17 protein-coding genes are annotated in these 17,001 nt (G+C 28.1%); 4 read left to right on the top strand and 13 right to left on the bottom strand.

The genetic code is table 11. The annotated features are described in order from the left end of the window. Positions 1 to 68: 68 nt before the first annotated feature. The gene (locus tag HCG76_RS05335) at positions 69 to 521 is read right to left on the bottom strand and encodes a site-specific integrase (RefSeq protein WP_260458036.1); all 453 of its coding nucleotides are present in this window, start codon (positions 519 to 521) and stop codon (positions 69 to 71) included. A 238-nt stretch (positions 522 to 759) separates the two neighbouring features. Further along, positions 760 to 1,926 (bottom strand): sialidase family protein, encoded by a 1,167-nt coding sequence (locus HCG76_RS05340; RefSeq protein WP_221699200.1) that lies wholly within the window; start codon positions 1,924 to 1,926, stop codon positions 760 to 762. 170 nt (positions 1,927 to 2,096) lie between these two features. Between HCG76_RS05340 and HCG76_RS05345 the strand changes: the two genes are divergently transcribed. Then, complete coding sequence (locus tag HCG76_RS05345) at positions 2,097 to 2,261, top strand: hypothetical protein (protein ID WP_195989416.1); 165 nt, start codon at positions 2,097 to 2,099, stop codon at positions 2,259 to 2,261. 30 nt (positions 2,262 to 2,291) lie between these two features. Here the strand turns inward: HCG76_RS05345 and HCG76_RS05350 are convergent, their stop codons facing one another. The 6 genes from HCG76_RS05350 to HCG76_RS05375 form a co-directional block, all read right to left on the bottom strand. After that, positions 2,292 to 3,965 (bottom strand): peptide ABC transporter substrate-binding protein, encoded by a 1,674-nt coding sequence (locus HCG76_RS05350; RefSeq protein ID WP_221699201.1) that lies wholly within the window; start codon positions 3,963 to 3,965, stop codon positions 2,292 to 2,294. Between the two features lie 246 nt (positions 3,966 to 4,211). Next, positions 4,212 to 5,192, bottom strand: a complete 981-nt coding sequence (locus tag HCG76_RS05355; RefSeq protein ID WP_221699202.1) for an ABC transporter ATP-binding protein — start codon at positions 5,190 to 5,192, stop codon at positions 4,212 to 4,214. Then, positions 5,192 to 6,199 carry an ABC transporter ATP-binding protein gene (locus HCG76_RS05360; protein WP_221699203.1) on the bottom strand — a complete coding sequence of 336 codons (1,008 nt, stop codon included), beginning with the start codon at positions 6,197 to 6,199 and terminating at the stop codon, positions 5,192 to 5,194. Before HCG76_RS05360 ends, HCG76_RS05355 begins: the two co-directional genes overlap by 1 nt. A gap of 12 nt (positions 6,200 to 6,211) precedes the next feature. After that, positions 6,212 to 7,180 carry an ABC transporter permease gene (locus HCG76_RS05365; RefSeq protein ID WP_221699204.1) on the bottom strand — a complete coding sequence of 323 codons (969 nt, stop codon included), beginning with the start codon at positions 7,178 to 7,180 and terminating at the stop codon, positions 6,212 to 6,214. 15 nt (positions 7,181 to 7,195) lie between these two features. Further along, positions 7,196 to 8,113 carry an ABC transporter permease gene (locus HCG76_RS05370; RefSeq protein WP_221699205.1) on the bottom strand — a complete coding sequence of 306 codons (918 nt, stop codon included), beginning with the start codon at positions 8,111 to 8,113 and terminating at the stop codon, positions 7,196 to 7,198. A 408-nt stretch (positions 8,114 to 8,521) separates the two neighbouring features. Further along, positions 8,522 to 9,655 (bottom strand): pyridoxal phosphate-dependent aminotransferase, encoded by a 1,134-nt coding sequence (locus HCG76_RS05375; RefSeq protein WP_221699206.1) that lies wholly within the window; start codon positions 9,653 to 9,655, stop codon positions 8,522 to 8,524. Positions 9,656 to 9,837: 182 nt separating this feature from the next. Here HCG76_RS05375 and dapD point away from each other — a divergent pair, with 182 nt between their 5' ends. Further along, positions 9,838 to 10,548 (top strand): 2,3,4,5-tetrahydropyridine-2,6-dicarboxylate N-acetyltransferase, encoded by a 711-nt coding sequence (gene dapD / locus HCG76_RS05380; protein WP_221699207.1) that lies wholly within the window; start codon positions 9,838 to 9,840, stop codon positions 10,546 to 10,548. A 39-nt stretch (positions 10,549 to 10,587) separates the two neighbouring features. On the opposite strand, the gene HCG76_RS05385 is transcribed toward dapD, so the two are convergent. Next, positions 10,588 to 11,256 carry a single-stranded DNA-binding protein gene (locus tag HCG76_RS05385; protein ID WP_221699208.1) on the bottom strand — a complete coding sequence of 223 codons (669 nt, stop codon included), beginning with the start codon at positions 11,254 to 11,256 and terminating at the stop codon, positions 10,588 to 10,590. Between the two features lie 116 nt (positions 11,257 to 11,372). Next, entirely contained in the window at positions 11,373 to 12,131 is a 759-nt protein-coding gene (locus HCG76_RS05390; RefSeq protein WP_221699209.1) for a polysaccharide deacetylase family protein, read from the bottom strand. A gap of 125 nt (positions 12,132 to 12,256) precedes the next feature. Here HCG76_RS05390 and HCG76_RS05395 point away from each other — a divergent pair, with 125 nt between their 5' ends. Then, complete coding sequence (locus HCG76_RS05395; RefSeq protein WP_221699210.1) at positions 12,257 to 12,790, top strand: DUF4364 family protein; 534 nt, start codon at positions 12,257 to 12,259, stop codon at positions 12,788 to 12,790. Here the strand turns inward: HCG76_RS05395 and HCG76_RS05400 are convergent. Further along, complete coding sequence (locus tag HCG76_RS05400) at positions 12,787 to 13,662, bottom strand: YncE family protein (RefSeq protein ID WP_221699211.1); 876 nt, start codon at positions 13,660 to 13,662, stop codon at positions 12,787 to 12,789. The genes HCG76_RS05395 and HCG76_RS05400 overlap by 4 nt on opposite strands. 155 nt (positions 13,663 to 13,817) lie before the next feature. Here HCG76_RS05400 and HCG76_RS05405 point away from each other — a divergent pair, with 155 nt between their 5' ends. Further along, a complete protein-coding gene (locus HCG76_RS05405) occupies positions 13,818 to 14,069 on the top strand; it encodes a TIGR03905 family TSCPD domain-containing protein (RefSeq protein ID WP_195989428.1) in 252 nt (83 codons plus the stop codon). Positions 14,070 to 14,111: 42 nt separating this feature from the next. On the opposite strand, the gene deoD is transcribed toward HCG76_RS05405, so the two are convergent. Continuing rightward, on the bottom strand, positions 14,112 to 14,822 hold the full coding sequence (gene deoD, locus HCG76_RS05410; protein WP_195989429.1) for a purine-nucleoside phosphorylase: 711 nt from the start codon (positions 14,820 to 14,822) through the stop codon (positions 14,112 to 14,114). A 493-nt stretch (positions 14,823 to 15,315) separates the two neighbouring features. After that, positions 15,316 to 16,878: a MutS-related protein gene (locus tag HCG76_RS05415; protein ID WP_221699212.1), complete on the bottom strand. Its 1,563-nt coding sequence runs from the start codon at positions 16,876 to 16,878 to the stop codon at positions 15,316 to 15,318. Between the last annotated feature and the right edge of the window lie 123 nt (positions 16,879 to 17,001).

Here is a 17,001-nt window from a genome sequence, read left to right on the forward strand (position 1 = left end):
AAATAGGATATAACTAATGATCATTTTTGTACATTTTTATTTTCCATTTTCTGTTCATTGTTATATTATCATTTACAAAAGTCCTTATAATGTCTGTTACCACCAGTAAATACTTGTTTCATAAGTTTATTAACCATATCATTATTGATTTCTTCTGTTCTATATAAGTAGTCATAAAAATTAGTTACAACTGTTATAGTTAAATTAACTGTTTTTTCTGTTCTTTTTGCTTTAATTGGCTTTAAATTCACTACTTTATTATTTTCATATGGATTTCTAAGCCAACCTACAAAATCAGAAAGTATATTTATATTCACATTTCTATAATCTATATCTATTTCTTGAAGATATTCAAAGTACAGTTTCAATGAGTAACAATATGTCTTTTGAGTATTAAAACTTTTTTCACTATTATCTATATATTTAAGATATTTTGCTACTGGTATTATAGGTAGTCCACTATCATCAACTAATAAATATCTTCGTTGGTTATTATCTAATTTTACTTCTTGCACCTTCATTTTTTATCATCCTTTGTAAAAATTATAATTTCATTATACAAACATTTGTTCTTGCATACTACAAGTATATTCTACCAACTATACTAATTTACTAATCTATACTTAATTAATTTAGTATATAAAAAAATGTATGGAATTAGTGTTTATATTACACTATCTATTCCATACCTATAATACTATATTTAATTTTAGTTACTAGACTCTTTATTTTTTTATAATTATTATCTTATTCTACTATTTATACTGATATTATATCTTCTAATAAATTAGTAAAATCTCTAAATACTATTTCTCCATCTTTTTCTTGAAGTAAAAATAAATGATTTAAATTATCAGAATCTATAGCATTGCATAAAGATGAGTATCCACCACCTACTTCACTTTGATTCTCTTTATATAATACACTTATTTCTTTCCAGCTCATAAAGTCATATGCTGCATATAAAGTTAAATTATCTCTTTTAACTCCTCCATTTAAATTCTTAGGAGTTGATAATAATCCAACTTGTCTATTATCAGAAAGAATAATTTTTATAAATGACGCTTGGCAAGCCGATGAGTTTTTATTGTTGCTAATACCATTATGCAATGGTGAATAAACTTCCCATGTTTTACCCATATCTTTAGATATATAACATCCTCTATCATTAAACTCTCTTCTACAATTTAATAATAGTGTCCCATTTTCAATTTCTAAAATATCACACTCACTAGTTCCTGCTTCGGCATATCCCTTAGGCATATTCCAACTTTCACCATCATCTAAAGAATAAATAATAGAAGAAAACGTTTTGTTTTGTCCATTTATTCTTCTACATACATCTATAGGTAATACTAGTGTTCCATTTTCCATTTGTATCCCTGTACCAACACCACCTAAAAACGAAACAATATCTCCATCTTCATTAGCCAATGAGCTAATGTCAGTATTAGACCAAGTAATTCCTTCATCTATTGACATAGATATGATAGCTTTCCAATCAGTATCTGGTGTTGTTTCTGTTCTAGTCCAGTTAAAGGCATTATTTTTCCATTGACCATGCAGAGTAAATATTTTACCACTTTCAGTTACTAATGCCGTTGTGTCCATAGTTCTAGATACACTACTATATTCTTTTCCATCCAAATTAGGATATTTGCAAACTAATATTGGTTCTGACCATGTCTTCCCACAATCATCACTTCTTCTAACAACACAAGATATTCTCCCTAAATTATCATCTGCAGTGTCATATCTAGCATCACAAAATGCTAAAAGAGTTCCTTTAGTAGTTTGTATTAAAGATGGTATTCTATAATAGACACAATTTTTGTCTTCTAATTTACAAGTACCTTCACTTATACTAAATAAAACATTATCCTCCAATAAATTCCCCTTATAAATTTCATTTTTTCCATTTAACATTCTAATCTTTTTCCCCTTTATATACACTTTTTACATAAAAATACTTTAATTTTATTTTTATACATATAATATAATACATAAAAGCATTAGTGTCCATAGAAGAATAAATAAAAATATATTAACACATAATAAGATTGTACATTTTATATGAATTTTAGGAGGAGTGAATAATGCCAAAAGATAGTCAACCAGATAATAAACAAGCTAGAATGGAAAAATGTAATTATCAAACTCCAATAACTGAAGAAGGTCATAACCATAACCCTAATTTAAAGCATAAATCAGTTAAAAGACAAGGTGTTTCAAGTCAACACTATAATCCAGCTGGAAATTAAAAAAGAGAGTCTTATGACTCTCTTTTTTAATTATTCTTTATAAGCGTTTTTAAATGTTACTTTTCCTAATGTAGAAACTTGAACACCCTTAACATTATCATTCCAAGCCATTACTGTTGTATAGTAGTAGATTGGGAATATTGGCATTTCATCCATTAAGATATCTTCTGCTTTTCTTAACATTTCTATTCTCTTAGCAGCATCAGTTTCAACTTTTGCATCACTAACTAATTTATCATACTCAGCATTGCTAAATCCACAGTCGTTGTTTCCTCCGCCTGTTACCCACATATCTAAGAATGTCATTGGATCAACATAGTCACCAATCCAACCATGTCTAGAAATTTGATAATCCCCTTGTTGTCTTGTATTTAAGAAAACAGCCCACTCTTGGTTAGTTAATTCAACATTAACACCTATTTCATTCCAGTTTTGTTGAATTATTTGACAGATATCTTTGTGTTGACCTTCAGAGTTGTACATTAATTCAAATGTAGGAAGACCTTCACCATTTTCGTAACCAGCTTCTTTTAATAATTCTTTAGCTTTTTCAATATTTCCATCCATATCTGTTGGATCATAATATTCTTTATCTGAGAATTCACTTCCATCTTCATTGAAGATACCTTGTGGTACAAAGCTATATGCAGGAATTTGTTCTGCTTTACCTACATTGTCTATTATTTCTTGTCTATCAATAACTAAATTTAATGCTTGTCTAACTAATTTATTTCCTAAAGCTTTTTTAACATCAGCACTTAAAGTATCTTGTTTACCAACATTAGCAGCAAAGAAATAAGTACCTAATTTAGGAACAACTTGAACTAATCCTTCTTCTTTACCTGGTTCAATTTCATTTGATGGTACACTATTTACTATATCAAAGTTTCCAGCTCTTAATTCAGAGTAAGCAGTAGTTTCATCAGTTACTAACTTAAATGTTAATGTATCTAATTTAACATTGCTTGCATCCCAGTAGTTTTCATTTCTTTCGAAAACTAATTGATCTTTCATATCCCATTTAACTAATTTGAATGGTCCATTTGAAATATAAGTGTCAACCTTTGTTGCCCATCCTTCTGGATCAGCTGTAACAATATCCTCTCTTAATGGAGCATATGTTGGGAATGCTAATAATTGTGGGAAGTAAGAAGTTGGTGATTCTAAAGTAACTTCTAATGTATGTTCATCAATTACATTGATTCCTACTTCATCAGCAGATACTTCTCCATTATAGAATTTTTCAGCATTTTTAATATAATATAATTGATAGCTATATTCAGCAGCTGTTGCTTTATCTAAAGCTCTTAACCAAGAATATTTGAAGTTATCAGCTACTACTGGTTCTCCATCTGACCACTTAGCATCTTCCCTTAATTTAAAAGTATACACTAAGCCATCTTCAGACACTTCCATACTTTCAGCAACTGCTTCTTTAGGTTGTTCATTTTCATCTAATACCATTAAACCTTCAAAAGCATTTACAATTATTGTACCTGCACCTGAAGAAGTATTTAATGTTGGGTCAATTGTTTCTGGATCTTCCCCAAGGTTAAATACTAAATCTTGATTTGTTGTTGCTGTACTTCCTGATCCAGATGTTCCAGTAGACTTATCGTCACTTCCACACCCTATGAATAAAGAAGTACTAATTGTTGCAGCCATTAAAACTGCACATAGTTTCTTAAGTTTTAAACTTTTCATCTTTTTTGTTCCCCCTTAATATTTTTTATATAAATTGCTAATGCAATTGATAACTGAAACTCCAAATTTTCAATTTGGTTAGTTGAAGTTACACCGCCGACCTTAGGAGGCAGTGTTACCTATATTACTCCAAATTTTCAATTTGGTTAGTTGAAGTTATACCGTAGATATATAGTAAACGGTATTACCTAACTACTATTTTTTAGATACACTAGCTAAATATTAAATTTAGCTAATGAAAACTTTCTATTTAAATAAGTGACATGCAACAAAATGTCCTGGTTCAATTTCTTTAAGTTCAGGATTAACTTCACTACAAACCTTCATTGCTTCCTTACATCTACCTTTAAATCTACATCCTGGTGGTGGATCTATAGGAGATGGAATATCACCTTCTAAAACAATTCTCTTATTAGCTTTTGCTACCTTTGGATCTGGAATTGGAACTGCTGATAATAATGCCTTAGTATACGGATGCTTAGGATTCGTATATACAGCATCTGCTGGTCCTTTTTCAACCATTTGTCCTAGATACATAACTCCAATATGAGTTGATATATGTTTAACCATTGAAAGGTCATGTGCAATAAATAAATATGTTAATCCAAATTCTTCTTGTAATTCTTCAAGCATGTTTATAACTTGAGCTTGAATAGATACGTCTAGTGCTGAAATTGGCTCATCACATACTATAAAATCTGGTTGAACTGCAAGTGCTCTTGCAATACCAATTCTTTGTCTTTGACCACCTGAGAATTCATGAGCATATCTATTTATATGACTTCCATTCAATCCAACCTTATCTAATAAATATCTTATTCTATCTTCTCTTTCTTTTCCCTTGAAAAGACCATGAATATCAATTGCTTCCCCTATTATATCTCCAACTGTCATTCTTGGATTAAGTGATGCATATGGATCTTGGAAAATCATTTGCATATTCTTTCTTAAAGATACCATTTTCTTTTCACTTAAGCCTGTAATATCTTGTCCATTAAAAATTATTTCTCCTGAAGTTGGTTCATATAACTTTAATATAGTTCTTCCAGTAGTAGTTTTACCACATCCTGATTCTCCTACTAATCCTAAAGTTTCTCCCCTTTTAATAGAGAAAGAAACATTATCTACTGCTTTAACAAAGCTCTTCTTAGAAAATAATCCTTTGTTTGCAGGGAAGTATTTACAAAGGTTCTTAACCTCTAAAATAACGTCATTTTTATTTTCCATTATTCTTCCCCCCTTATTGGTGACTCAACTTTTGGTGCATTTTTATGACATAGCCAACATGCAGCTTTATGTCCTTTTTCTATTTCAAATAGAGGTGGTTGCTTTTCCTTACAAATTTTCATTGCATAATCACATCTTGCTGTAAATGGACATCCAACTGGTGGTTTTAATAAATCTGGTGGTTGTCCTTCAATTGGAATTAATTTTTCTTTTAATTCACTCTTTGGATTAGGCACACTTCTTAATAATCCCCATGTATATGGATGCTTTCCTCTGTAGAATATATCCTCTGTTGTACCTTCTTCAACAATAAGTCCACCATACATAACATTAATTCTTGAACATAAATCCGCAACAACTCCAAGATCATGTGTAATTAATATGATTGATGTATCTAATTTTTCTTTTAAATCTTTCATTAAATCTAAAATTTGAGCTTGTATAGTAACATCTAATGCTGTAGTAGGCTCATCTGCAATTATAAGTTTAGGTTCACATATTAAACTCATTGCAATCATAACTCTTTGTCTCATACCACCTGAAAATTCATGTGGATATTGTTTTAATCTCTTTTCTGGGCTTGGAATTCCAACCATATCAAGCATTTTAATTGCTTTTTCTTTTGCCTCTTTTTTAGATATCTTTTTGTGTTTAATTAAATGTTCTGTTAATTGATCTCCAACTGTAAATAAAGGATTTAATGATGTCATTGGATCTTGGAAAATCATTGACATATCATTTCCTCTTATAGTTTGCATTAATTTTTCATTAGGCTTAGTTATATCTTTATCATCAAATGTGATTGTTTCTGCTTCTATCTTTGCATTCTCACCTAATAATCTCATTATTGTCATCATCGTTACTGACTTACCACATCCTGATTCTCCAACAACTCCTAGAGCTTCTCCTTTATCTAAATGAAAAGATACTCCTCTAACAGATTGAACATCTCCAATATGAGTCTTAAATGATGTTTTTAAATTTTTTACGTCTAATAATTTACTCATCTGTTTCTCCTCCTATTTTTGATGTTTAGGATCTAAAGCTTCAGTTAATCCATCACCAAATAAGTTAAATGCTAAAATGATTAAACAAATCATAGCAGCAGGGAATAATAATTGATAAGGTTGTGTTGTTAATAAACCTTTTGCATCATTTGCTAATGTTCCTAAAGAAGCAAGTGGTGCATTTAAACCTAAACCAATATAACTTAAGAAGGCCTCAGTAAATATTGCAGAAGGTACAAATAATGTCATTGTTACTATAATTGACCCTAAACAGTTAGGTATTAAATGTCTTAATAATATTCTTGACTTTGATGCTCCTAATGTTTTAGCTGCTAAAACGAACTCTTGTTGCTTTAATTGAAGAATATCTCCTCTAACAATTCTAGCCATACCTACCCAAGAAGAAATTGCCATTGCTACTATAATAGCAAACATTCCACTTGAACCTTCCGTCTTTAATACGCTCATTAATAAAACAACATATATTAATGTAGGAATAGAATATAATATATCAACTATTCTCATCATTATATTATCAACTTTTCCACCTAAGAATCCTGCAATTCCTCCATATAAAACCCCTATTACAAGATTTAATATTGAAGCTGCAAATGCAATAATAAGTGAATATCTTGCACCATACATAACTCTTACAAATAAATCTCTTCCTAAGTTATCAGTTCCAAACCAATGTTGTGCTGTTGGCCATAAGTTTGATGCAGTTTTATCTGTTGATTTATAAGTAAAACCAAAAAGTTTTTCTACAATAATTGGTCCTAATATTGCAAAAGCAATTATTACAACTATCATAACTAATGAAAATAACGCTACTTTATTAGCTTTTAATCTTCTCCATGCATTAGCCCAATAACCTACACTAGGTCTTACTACTTCATTTGCCTTTTTCTCTTCTGAACTTAAAGGAGAAAATAATTCACTATCTATATTTAAATCTAAATTCTCTACAACTACGTTTTTCAATTAACTCTCCCCCTTTTATCCTTCTAGTTTAATTCTTGGATCTACTACTACATAAAGTAAATCAACAATTAAGTTACAAATTACTATAAATGTACAGTAGAACGCTAAAACTCCTAATAACGCTGTGTAATCTCTATTTGTTATTGTTAATGTAAACTCATTACCAAGACCTGCTATAGCAAATATTTTTTCTACAACAAATGAACCTGTAAGTACACCAGCTGTTAAAGGTCCTAAATATGTAACAACAGGAATTAATGAATTTCTTAATGCATGTTTAAATATTACTGTTGCACCACTTAAACCTTTAGCTTTTGCTGTTCTTATATAATCTGATTTTAAAACATCTATTAATTTATTTCTTGTTAATCTTGTTATAAATGCCATTGAACTTCCTGATAGTGCTATTACTGGCATTATATAATTTGATGGCTTACTAAGACCAGTTGCTCCTAGTACACCTAATTTTACTGTAAATAAGAATATTAATAAGGATCCTATTACGAAACTCGGTATGGTAATTCCCAATGTGGCAATTATCATACATATCCTATCCGGCCACTTATCTGCATTTAACGCTGCAACTACTCCTAATAAAATACCAACTACTACAGAAGCTACAATAGCAACTGCTCCAACTTGTGCTGATTTTGGGAATCCATTTTTTATAGTATCAATAACTTGTCTACCTTTATATTTCATAGATTGTCCAAAGTCACCTTTTAATAAACCTTTCATATAGATAACATATTGTTCTCCTACCGGTTTATCTAGCCCATACTTTTCATTTAATACTTCTTTCATTTCAGCAGTGATTTTTTCTCCTTCAAAAGGTCCTCCTGGCATTATTCTTACAAGAAAGAACACAATTGTAATAACTGCCCAAATTGTAACTATACTAGTTAAAATTCTTTTTCCAACATATTTTAGCATTTGTGTACAACCCCCATCTTATTTTTTTAAAGCTAAATGTTAATAATTTATATTAATTATAATACATTTACCACTTTTGTCAAAATACATCGTTAATTTTTAGCCTTTACATTTAGTATTTTATTAAATAAATGTACACTTTTTTTATAATATGACAATATAATATCTCGCTCCAAGTTAACGTTTACATTTACTGTTTTAGCCAATTCACCCTCTTTAAGGTATAGTTCTTTTTCCAATTTTAAAATGTAAAATTATTAATAATTTGTTCAATTTTTAAAATTTAGCTTTTTACATACAAACGAACATTTTTTCATTTTTGTATTATCACTTACGGACATTTTTTGCATAAAAAAAAGAAATATACATTATTATTTTATAACAATGCATATTTCAAGTAATATTTTGTTAAATTTTATTAATAAATTTCTCTATTCTTTTTAACGCTTCTATTAATTCATCATCAGAATAACAATATGATATTCTTAAATATCCTTCACCACCAATTCCAAATGCAGTTCCTGGAACACAGGCTACCTTTTCCTCATTTAATAATCTAAGTGCAAATTCCTCAGAAGGTATATTAAATTTTTTAATTGATGGAAACACATAAAATGCTCCTTTAGGTGTAATTACATCCAATCCCATTTCTTTTAATTTTCCTACAACCATATCTTTTCTACTTCTAAAAACTTCTTTCATATGACTTACATCTTTTAAGCCATATTTTAATCCATTATAAACAGCCCATTGGCAAATAGATGGTGCACAAGATACATTATATTGATGAATCTTTATAATCTCATTCATCAACATTTGAGAACATGCATAATATCCAATTCTTAATCCAGTCATGGAAAACATTTTTGAAAATCCACCTACATAAATTATTTTTTCTTTAATTTCTTTACATTGTGCAATACTATAATATTCATCGTAACATAAAGATTCATATATCTCATCTGTAATAACTAATATATCATTTTCTTTAATTAATTCTATTAATTCATCTTTTTCTTCCTTTGATAAGATTGCTCCTGTAGGATTACTAGGTAATGATAAAACTAAATATTTTATATTCATATCTTTAATCTTATTCTTTATGTCTTTTACATCAATTTTAAATTCATTATCTAAAGAATAATTTACTACAGTTCCACCTAATATAGTAACTATACTTTCATATGCAGGATATGCTGGTGTTGGAATTAGAACCTTATCATCTTTATTTAATAATGCAGTAAATATATTAAATAAAGCTTCACTACCACCAACCGTAATACAAAGTTCATCTGCTTCATAGGCAATATCCTTAGTTAAAAGGTATTTGCTTATTTCTTCTCTCAATTCAACTATACCTGAATTACTTGTATATGTAGTTTTATTTTCTTGTATTGCATTTACTAATCCTTCTTCAATTGAAGTTGGAAGCTTAAAATCCGGTTGACCTAATGTTAATGAAATTGCTCCTTCAACCTTTTGTACCTCATTATAGAATTTTCTTATTCCAGATATCTTTACTCTATCTAAATTTTCATTCATATTCTTTGCCCCCTTATTTAATATTAAATCCAACATTACTCTCAAGTAATTTTATAGCAAATATACTATTCAGTAAAGTTTTTTCTACTATTTTACTAATGTCTCTTTAAAATAATTTGTAATTCTATTATAATATAAATGCTTAAATAAATATTTGGGGCAAATGAAGAAAGGATGATTTTATGAATTATAATTTAACTGATCCATATGAGATAGCAAGATTTATCAAAGAATCAAAAAAGACAACTCCAGTGAAAGTATATGTTAATGGAGACCTAAGCGATACTTCACTAGGAAACGTTGAACATTATGGAGAAAACAATTTTTACATATTATTTGGAGAAAGTGATGTAATTACTGAAATAATATTAGAAAACAAACACAAGATTAAATCTTTCAGAGTTGAAAATGATAGAAGAAACTCAGCAATACCAATGTTAGATCTTTTATCAATAGACGCAAGAATAGAACCAGGTGCAATAATTAGAGATAGAGTTTCTATCGGTAAAAACGCTGTAATCATGATGGGTGCTGTAATAAATATCGGTGCTGAAATTGGTGAAGGTACTATGGTAGACATGAATGCTGTTATTGGAGCTAGAGGACAATTAGGTAAGAGAGTTCACTTAGGTGCTGGTGCTGTTGTTGCTGGTGTTTTAGAACCACCAAGCAAGGAACCTTGTCAAATTGGAGACGATGCTATGATAGGTGCTAATGCAGTTATCTTAGAAGGTGTTAAAATTGGAGCTGGTGCTGTTGTTGCTGCTGGTTCAGTTGTTACTGAAGATGTTCCAGCTGGTGTGGTTGTTGCTGGTTCACCTGCAAGAATAATTAAAAATGTTGATGATAAAACAAAGGATAAAACTCAAATTTTAGATGATTTAAGAAAATAAAAAAAAGCTCCCATTTTGTGGGAGCCTTTTTTTTGTGTACTATACAGCACCTTCCTCATGACTAGGAGTACTATTTTCTGCTCTTTCTTCTTCAGATACCTTTTCCATTTTAGAAATTGATACCTCATAAGCAACCTTTTTAACTACTTCAGTTTCATTTATCTTCTTTTGATATTCTCTACTTTGTAGTCTTCCCCATACCCTAATATTATCGCCAACTTCTAATGTTTGACAGAATCTTGAGTTTCTACCCCAAGCAATTGTTGGGATGTAATCTGACTTATTGTAAGCTCTATTTACAGCTAATAATACATCTGCTATTTCTCTTCCAAATGGTGTTTTTCTATATACTGGTTCTTTACATATATACCCATCTAAGAATATTTCATTTGGATTTTTACTCTTTTCTATGCATGGCTCTATGTTTCGAGCAAAAACTGTTAATATTAACTTATTTGCACCATCTACAAATTTATTATAAGATCTTAATTGACCTAATACTACTATTTCTTTACCTATAGATAAATCCATATTACTAATAAGTCTTTCAGATACCGTAATGTTTAATAAATCTACAGAATCACTTAACCTAGTTACCTCCATTAGGAAAGTATAAAAACCTTCCCCATACATCTCATGACTAAACTCCATACCACTTACAATTTTTCCTTCAAGATAAATCTTGTTATTTAACATCAAATTGTCCATCTTTACCCCTCTCTCCCTTAGTAATTAATAAAATTCTTATTGCTGTTATAAAAATATCAAGGATTTATTTCCATTATAATACAAATACCTCATAACTTTCAATATTTTTCTAATATTTATTTTTTAATTTGTTCACCTTTTTCATCTACATAGTAATTATCATCATAAATTAACTCACTTATAGTAACAAATTGATAACCTTCTTCAGTTAATTTATTGATGATTTTCTTTAAATTTTGAGGTGTATACTTTGCATTATTATGAAAAAGGGCTATTGAGCCTTCCTTAATATTTTTCATTATCCTATTATATTCAACATCTGCACCTGATTCCTTATAATCTATAGAATCTACATCCCATTGAATACATTCATACCCTAAACTTCTAACATATTCTAAAGCATCTTGATTATAATCCCCACTAGGAAATCTAAATACTTTAGTTTTATTACCTGTAGCTGCATAAACAATATCTTCTGTTTTCTTTATTTCATCAGCCATTCTTTCATGATTAATCTTAGTAAAGCTTGGATGAATATAGCTATGATTTCCTATTTCATGTCCACCATCATTAATCTTCATTAGCTTTTCTCTATTTTCATCAGAATAATTTACCCATCCTCCCATAATAAAAAACGTACCTTTAGCATTATTTTCATTTAATACATCTAATATTTCATATATGTACTCATTCTCTGCCCAATTTACGTCAAAAGTTAAAGCTACTTTTTTCTCTTCTGTACAAACTCTATATATAGGAACCTCTTTAGCTTCGGTTGCTACTGTATTTTTAATTTTTCCACTATAGATAACTGATACAATAATAACCATAAAAATTATAAAAATATTAATATTTAATTTTTTGCTAAATTTCATCACACTACTCCTAAACTTAATTATTATTAATTTATATTCTTAATTTATAATATTATGACTACAATATTCCATCTAACAAATTTTATGTTATAATTAAATAGACACTTTCATATTGGAGGTTTAATATGTACGAAAATTCAGCTGAACTAGCAGAAAATAAACTTTTAGTATTATATGTTATAAAATCCTTAAGACAACCTATTTCTAAAACACAACTTACTGAAATCATTCTTGAAAATAATTTTATTAATTACTTTACACTTCAACAATATATTAGTGAATTAGATACTGCTGAATTTGTTGAGTATATTGAAAAGAATAATAAGATATTAATAACTATAACTAGTAAAGGAGAAAATGTTCTTTCAATATTTAATGACAGAATTTCTCCAATAAAAAGAGATATAATCGATAATTATATCTCAAAAACAATAGACAATATAAAAAAAGAATTAACAATTCATAGTGACTACACTATCGAAAAAAACAATTCTTTTGTTGTTGATTTAAAGGCTCTTGAGGATGAAACACTACTTATAGATCTAAAAATTTCTGTTCCTACTAAAAAGCAAGCAACATCGCTTTGCAATAGGTGGAAGGAAAATCCTTCGGATATTTATACTAAAATAGTTCAAGTACTTTTTTCTGATGAAAACTAAAATAAAATCATAGCATTGGGTTCTGACTCGATTGCTATGATTTTTTTTATTTTTTCATCTTCAACTACAATCAATCTACCTTTTAAGTAATCGCCTATATAGATTTTATTGTCTTTTTTTAAAATTCCTTTAGGCATTCCGCCTATATATAATGTTTTAACTGATTGAAATGAATTTTTATCAATTACACTTATACTTCCCTCAGTGAAGTTAGAAACATAAATACTTTTATCATCTTCATACATATCTATTGGAGATGTTCCTACTTCAATTCTAGCTACTCTATTAAATGTTTCCACGGAAAATACATCTAAATATCCATTTTCATCACTACCTAAATAACTTTCGCATATATAAATAAACTTTTCATCACTAGATATTTTTACTTTTGTAGGATATTCAGGTGTTAAGAGGGTTTTTACAATTTGATAATCATCTAAGTTAATAATATTAGTGCAATTTTCTTCTAAATTCGATACAAGTAATAATTCTCTTTTCTTACAATAATCAATGCTATGTGGCCAATTTCCTGTATAAAGCTCCCATAACACCCTATTTTGAGTTACATCATAAACGACTATTGAATTTGATTCACCACAAATTGTATAAATCTTATCCTCAACTTTAACTAAATCATTAGGTTTTGGTCCAATTTTAATATTACTTATTTCCTCAAAAGTTTCTCCTGAAAAAATTGATATAGAATCACTATAGTTATTTGCAGTTATAATTTCATTATTATACTTTCTTATTCCGTGAGGACCAACTGGTCTTTCAGAATACTTAAATAATATTTTTTTTACTTCAAATGTATCTAAATCAATTTTAGAAAGTGAATCTGCACCTGTATTGCATAAAACAATAGAACTCATTAACTACACCCCCTTAAAACTTCTATGTATTTTAATATATGCAGCTTTCAATAAGTTTGTCACTATTACATTATTTCTTATTTTTCTTTATTTTTCTACAAAGTCAATATATAATTAAAAAGTAAATTATTACTTAGATATTAGGAGGAATACAAATGTTTGTTTATAAAACATCTGGAGTATGTTCTACAGAAATACATGTAGACATAAAAAATGATATTATTGAAAATGTTGAATTCGTAAGGGGATGTCCTGGTAATTTATTTGGAATTTCAGTGCTTGTAAAAGGAATGAATATTGATGAAGCTATTGAAAAGTTACAAGGAATAGATTGTAGGGGAAAAGGAACATCATGTCCAGATCAACTATCTAAGGCTTTAGTAGAATATAAAGCTTCTAATAATTAAAAAAATAAAAAGACAAGCTCTCACTTGTCTTTTTATTTTCTTCTATTTTATTAATTCTAAAGCAATTTCCATCATATCTGTAAAAGTATTTTGTCTTTCTTCTGGAGAAGTTTCTTCTCCTTTAAAAATATGATCTGATATAGTTAAAATAGATAATGCTTCTACACCATTTTTAGCTGCTAATGTATATAATTCAGCTGTTTCCATTTCAACTGCTAAAACTCCATAATCAGCCCATGTTTTTAATGAGAAATGATTAGTATCATCATAGAATAAATCACTTGATAATATATTACCTACTTTTACGTTAGCTCCCTTTGCTTTTGCTATATTATATGCATTATATAATAAGTCAAAGTTTGCAGTTGGTGCATAATCAAGACCATTAAATCTTCTTTTATTAATTCCTGAATTAGTAGATGCACTTTGTGCAAGTACTATATCTCTAACATTAACATCATCACTACAAGAACCTGCAGATCCTATTCTTATAAGTCTTTTAGCTCCGTAAAATTGAATTAATTCATTTACATAAATAGAATGTGATGGTAATCCCATTCCTGTTCCTTGTATAGAAACTCTTTTTCCTTTATAAGTTCCAGTATATCCATACATTCCTCTTACGTCATTATAGCAAACTGCATCTTCTAAAAAGTTTTCTGCTATAAATTTAGCTCTTAATGGATCTCCTGGTAATAATACTGTTTCTGCTATAGCTCCTTCTGGTGCCATAATATGTAAATGTTTTGACATAAACGTATCCTCCTTTATTTTTCATTATTTATTAGTATAGTATATTCTTAAAAAATAGTAAATGATTAGCTTTTCAATAAATTCAAAATTTTAGGATGTTTTTCTTTTATATTTATAATCATTTACGAGTATTTTATTTTAGTGTATATTTTTTATAATATATATATCTAATTATACCTATCAGTGCATATATAAAATCTTTATGGATAAATTAATAGAGGTCGTATTTTACTATACAACCTCTACTAATTTCTTTATAATTATTAATTAATTTATCTAACCATTTTCTTAGAATATTTAGATAGTATGAAATTTGAAATAACTCCTTCTAAAAAGTTACCTATCATTGGCAAAATAATTAACTTACTTCTTATAAAAACATCTCCTATACCTATAGAAAAAAATAAATGATGAAAGAACTTCTATAACTAATTTTATATTAAACTTAATAATATATAAATAATCTCCATATATACTTTCCCCATTTTTTCACTTATATATTTTTTTCAATTATACTTGTTAAGCTCATAGCTTCATTTACAATCTCTTTAGGGTACCCCATATAATCTAACAATCTAATAGCATTTCTAGATTTAACTACTCCTGACTTTAACTTATAATCAAAAGATAATCCTTCATTATCATCAACATTCTCACTGAAATAATAAAAATCATATTTATTCTTTAATAAATCAGTTAATTCTTTATCGTGAGTAGCTACAAAAGTAATTGCATCTCTCTTATTTATATAATTTAATATAGCTGTAGATGAAGAAATTCTTTCAATAGGATTAGTTCCTCTAAAAATTTCATCTATTATGCATAAAGATCTAACAGAACCTTCTAATGAATTTATTATTCTATGAATAGCTTCTACCTCTGCTAAATAATAGCTTTTTCCATTATTAACATCATCATTTGGACTTATTGATGTTACTACATTAAAAAATGAAGCCTCATATCTAGATGATAATGTGAAATTAAATATCTGTGCAAAAATAGCATTTATTCCTACCATCCTTAAAAACGTTGATTTCCCTGACATATTAGTACCAGTTAGAACTATCCCTTTTTTATCTATAATTATAGAATTTTCTACTGGATTTTTTAGTAAGGGATGAATTCCATCTACTATATTTAATTTAGTTTCATTAATAAATATAGGTTCTGAAATATTTTCTTTAACAACTTCTTTATAAATTCCTACTGAAATATAAGCTTCAATTTTACCTAATTCGTAATATAACTCTAATAATTCATCTTTCTGTTCTCTAAGCTTATCTATAACTCTATAATATGAGCCTTCTACTATTAAAAAAGGTAATAGAAACGGTTCTAATATTCCACCATACATACTTGATAAACTAATTAAAAAAGTATTTTTTCTTATATCTCTAAGACTATTCAACAATTCTTTTATTCTTTTGCCTCCTAAATTTTCTTTTTTATCTAAGGCTACTATTTTTATTGCCGCATTCAACATTGCTGATAAATACACAAGTCCATTAGTACTTACATTTTTTCTCTCTTTAGCTTCTATACTTGGAGCAATTATAAATAGTATTAATACAGAAAATGCTATATATTTATTAAAAGTAGCAAATGTAAGTATTATTAGTATAAAATTTACTATACCAAATAAAGTATATAAATCTCTTTTCAACTTATTACTCTTAAATTCTTTTTTCATCATTTCTAAAAATCTATTTTTCTTATCAAAACCTAATTCATAAAATATACATTGAAGCTTTGCTCTTAAATCCTTATCTTCAACAATTTTATCTATTACCTTACTTCTTTTCTTTAAAGCTTCTTCATTCATTATAGGCTCTCTCATAATTTTGTATAAAACAGCTTCCCCAACACTAGATGAAGTTCTATCAACCTTATGAAAAACATTTTCCATATCTAAATCATAAAAGCACTGTTCATCTATAGTATACTTTTTCTTTTCCAGCATATCAAAAAATTCTCTAACCTCATTAATATTACTATTATTAATTTTCTCCTCAAGATAATACTTTTTAAATATATTTAATATCTTTTTAGAATACATATTTTACCTCCTATTATAATTTTTTATATACAATCACTTTATCCACATAAATTTCATCTTTAAAAACTATTTTTAATATAAATCCTTCTAAAATGCACTTTGATATTTATACTAAATTTGATT

Source organism: Clostridium sp. K13 (assembly GCF_019734195.1).
GTDB lineage: Bacteria > Bacillota > Clostridia > Clostridiales > Clostridiaceae > Clostridium.

Excerpts from the sequence above, each read along its gene's own strand:
- HCG76_RS05370 (WP_221699205.1), bottom strand. The coding sequence starts at position 8,113 with ATGCTAAAATATGTTGGAAAAAGAATTTTAACTAGTATAGTTACAATT.
- HCG76_RS05415 (WP_221699212.1), bottom strand. The coding sequence starts at position 16,878 with ATGTATTCTAAAAAGATATTAAATATATTTAAAAAGTATTATCTTGAG.
- HCG76_RS05400 (WP_221699211.1), bottom strand. The coding sequence starts at position 13,662 with ATGAGTTCTATTGTTTTATGCAATACAGGTGCAGATTCACTTTCTAAA.
- HCG76_RS05385 (WP_221699208.1), bottom strand. The coding sequence starts at position 11,256 with ATGGACAATTTGATGTTAAATAACAAGATTTATCTTGAAGGAAAAATT.
- HCG76_RS05345 (WP_195989416.1), top strand. The coding sequence starts at position 2,097 with ATGCCAAAAGATAGTCAACCAGATAATAAACAAGCTAGAATGGAAAAA.
- HCG76_RS05375 (WP_221699206.1), bottom strand. The coding sequence starts at position 9,655 with ATGAATGAAAATTTAGATAGAGTAAAGATATCTGGAATAAGAAAATTC.
- HCG76_RS05390 (WP_221699209.1), bottom strand. The coding sequence starts at position 12,131 with ATGAAATTTAGCAAAAAATTAAATATTAATATTTTTATAATTTTTATG.
- deoD (WP_195989429.1), bottom strand. The coding sequence starts at position 14,822 with ATGTCAAAACATTTACATATTATGGCACCAGAAGGAGCTATAGCAGAA.
- HCG76_RS05350 (WP_221699201.1), bottom strand. The coding sequence starts at position 3,965 with ATGAAAAGTTTAAAACTTAAGAAACTATGTGCAGTTTTAATGGCTGCA.
- HCG76_RS05335 (WP_260458036.1), bottom strand. The coding sequence starts at position 521 with ATGAAGGTGCAAGAAGTAAAATTAGATAATAACCAACGAAGATATTTA.
- HCG76_RS05355 (WP_221699202.1), bottom strand. The coding sequence starts at position 5,192 with ATGGAAAATAAAAATGACGTTATTTTAGAGGTTAAGAACCTTTGTAAA.
- dapD (WP_221699207.1), top strand. The coding sequence starts at position 9,838 with ATGAATTATAATTTAACTGATCCATATGAGATAGCAAGATTTATCAAA.
- HCG76_RS05395 (WP_221699210.1), top strand. The coding sequence starts at position 12,257 with ATGTACGAAAATTCAGCTGAACTAGCAGAAAATAAACTTTTAGTATTA.
- HCG76_RS05405 (WP_195989428.1), top strand. The coding sequence starts at position 13,818 with ATGTTTGTTTATAAAACATCTGGAGTATGTTCTACAGAAATACATGTA.
- HCG76_RS05340 (WP_221699200.1), bottom strand. The coding sequence starts at position 1,926 with ATGTTAAATGGAAAAAATGAAATTTATAAGGGGAATTTATTGGAGGAT.
- HCG76_RS05360 (WP_221699203.1), bottom strand. The coding sequence starts at position 6,199 with ATGAGTAAATTATTAGACGTAAAAAATTTAAAAACATCATTTAAGACT.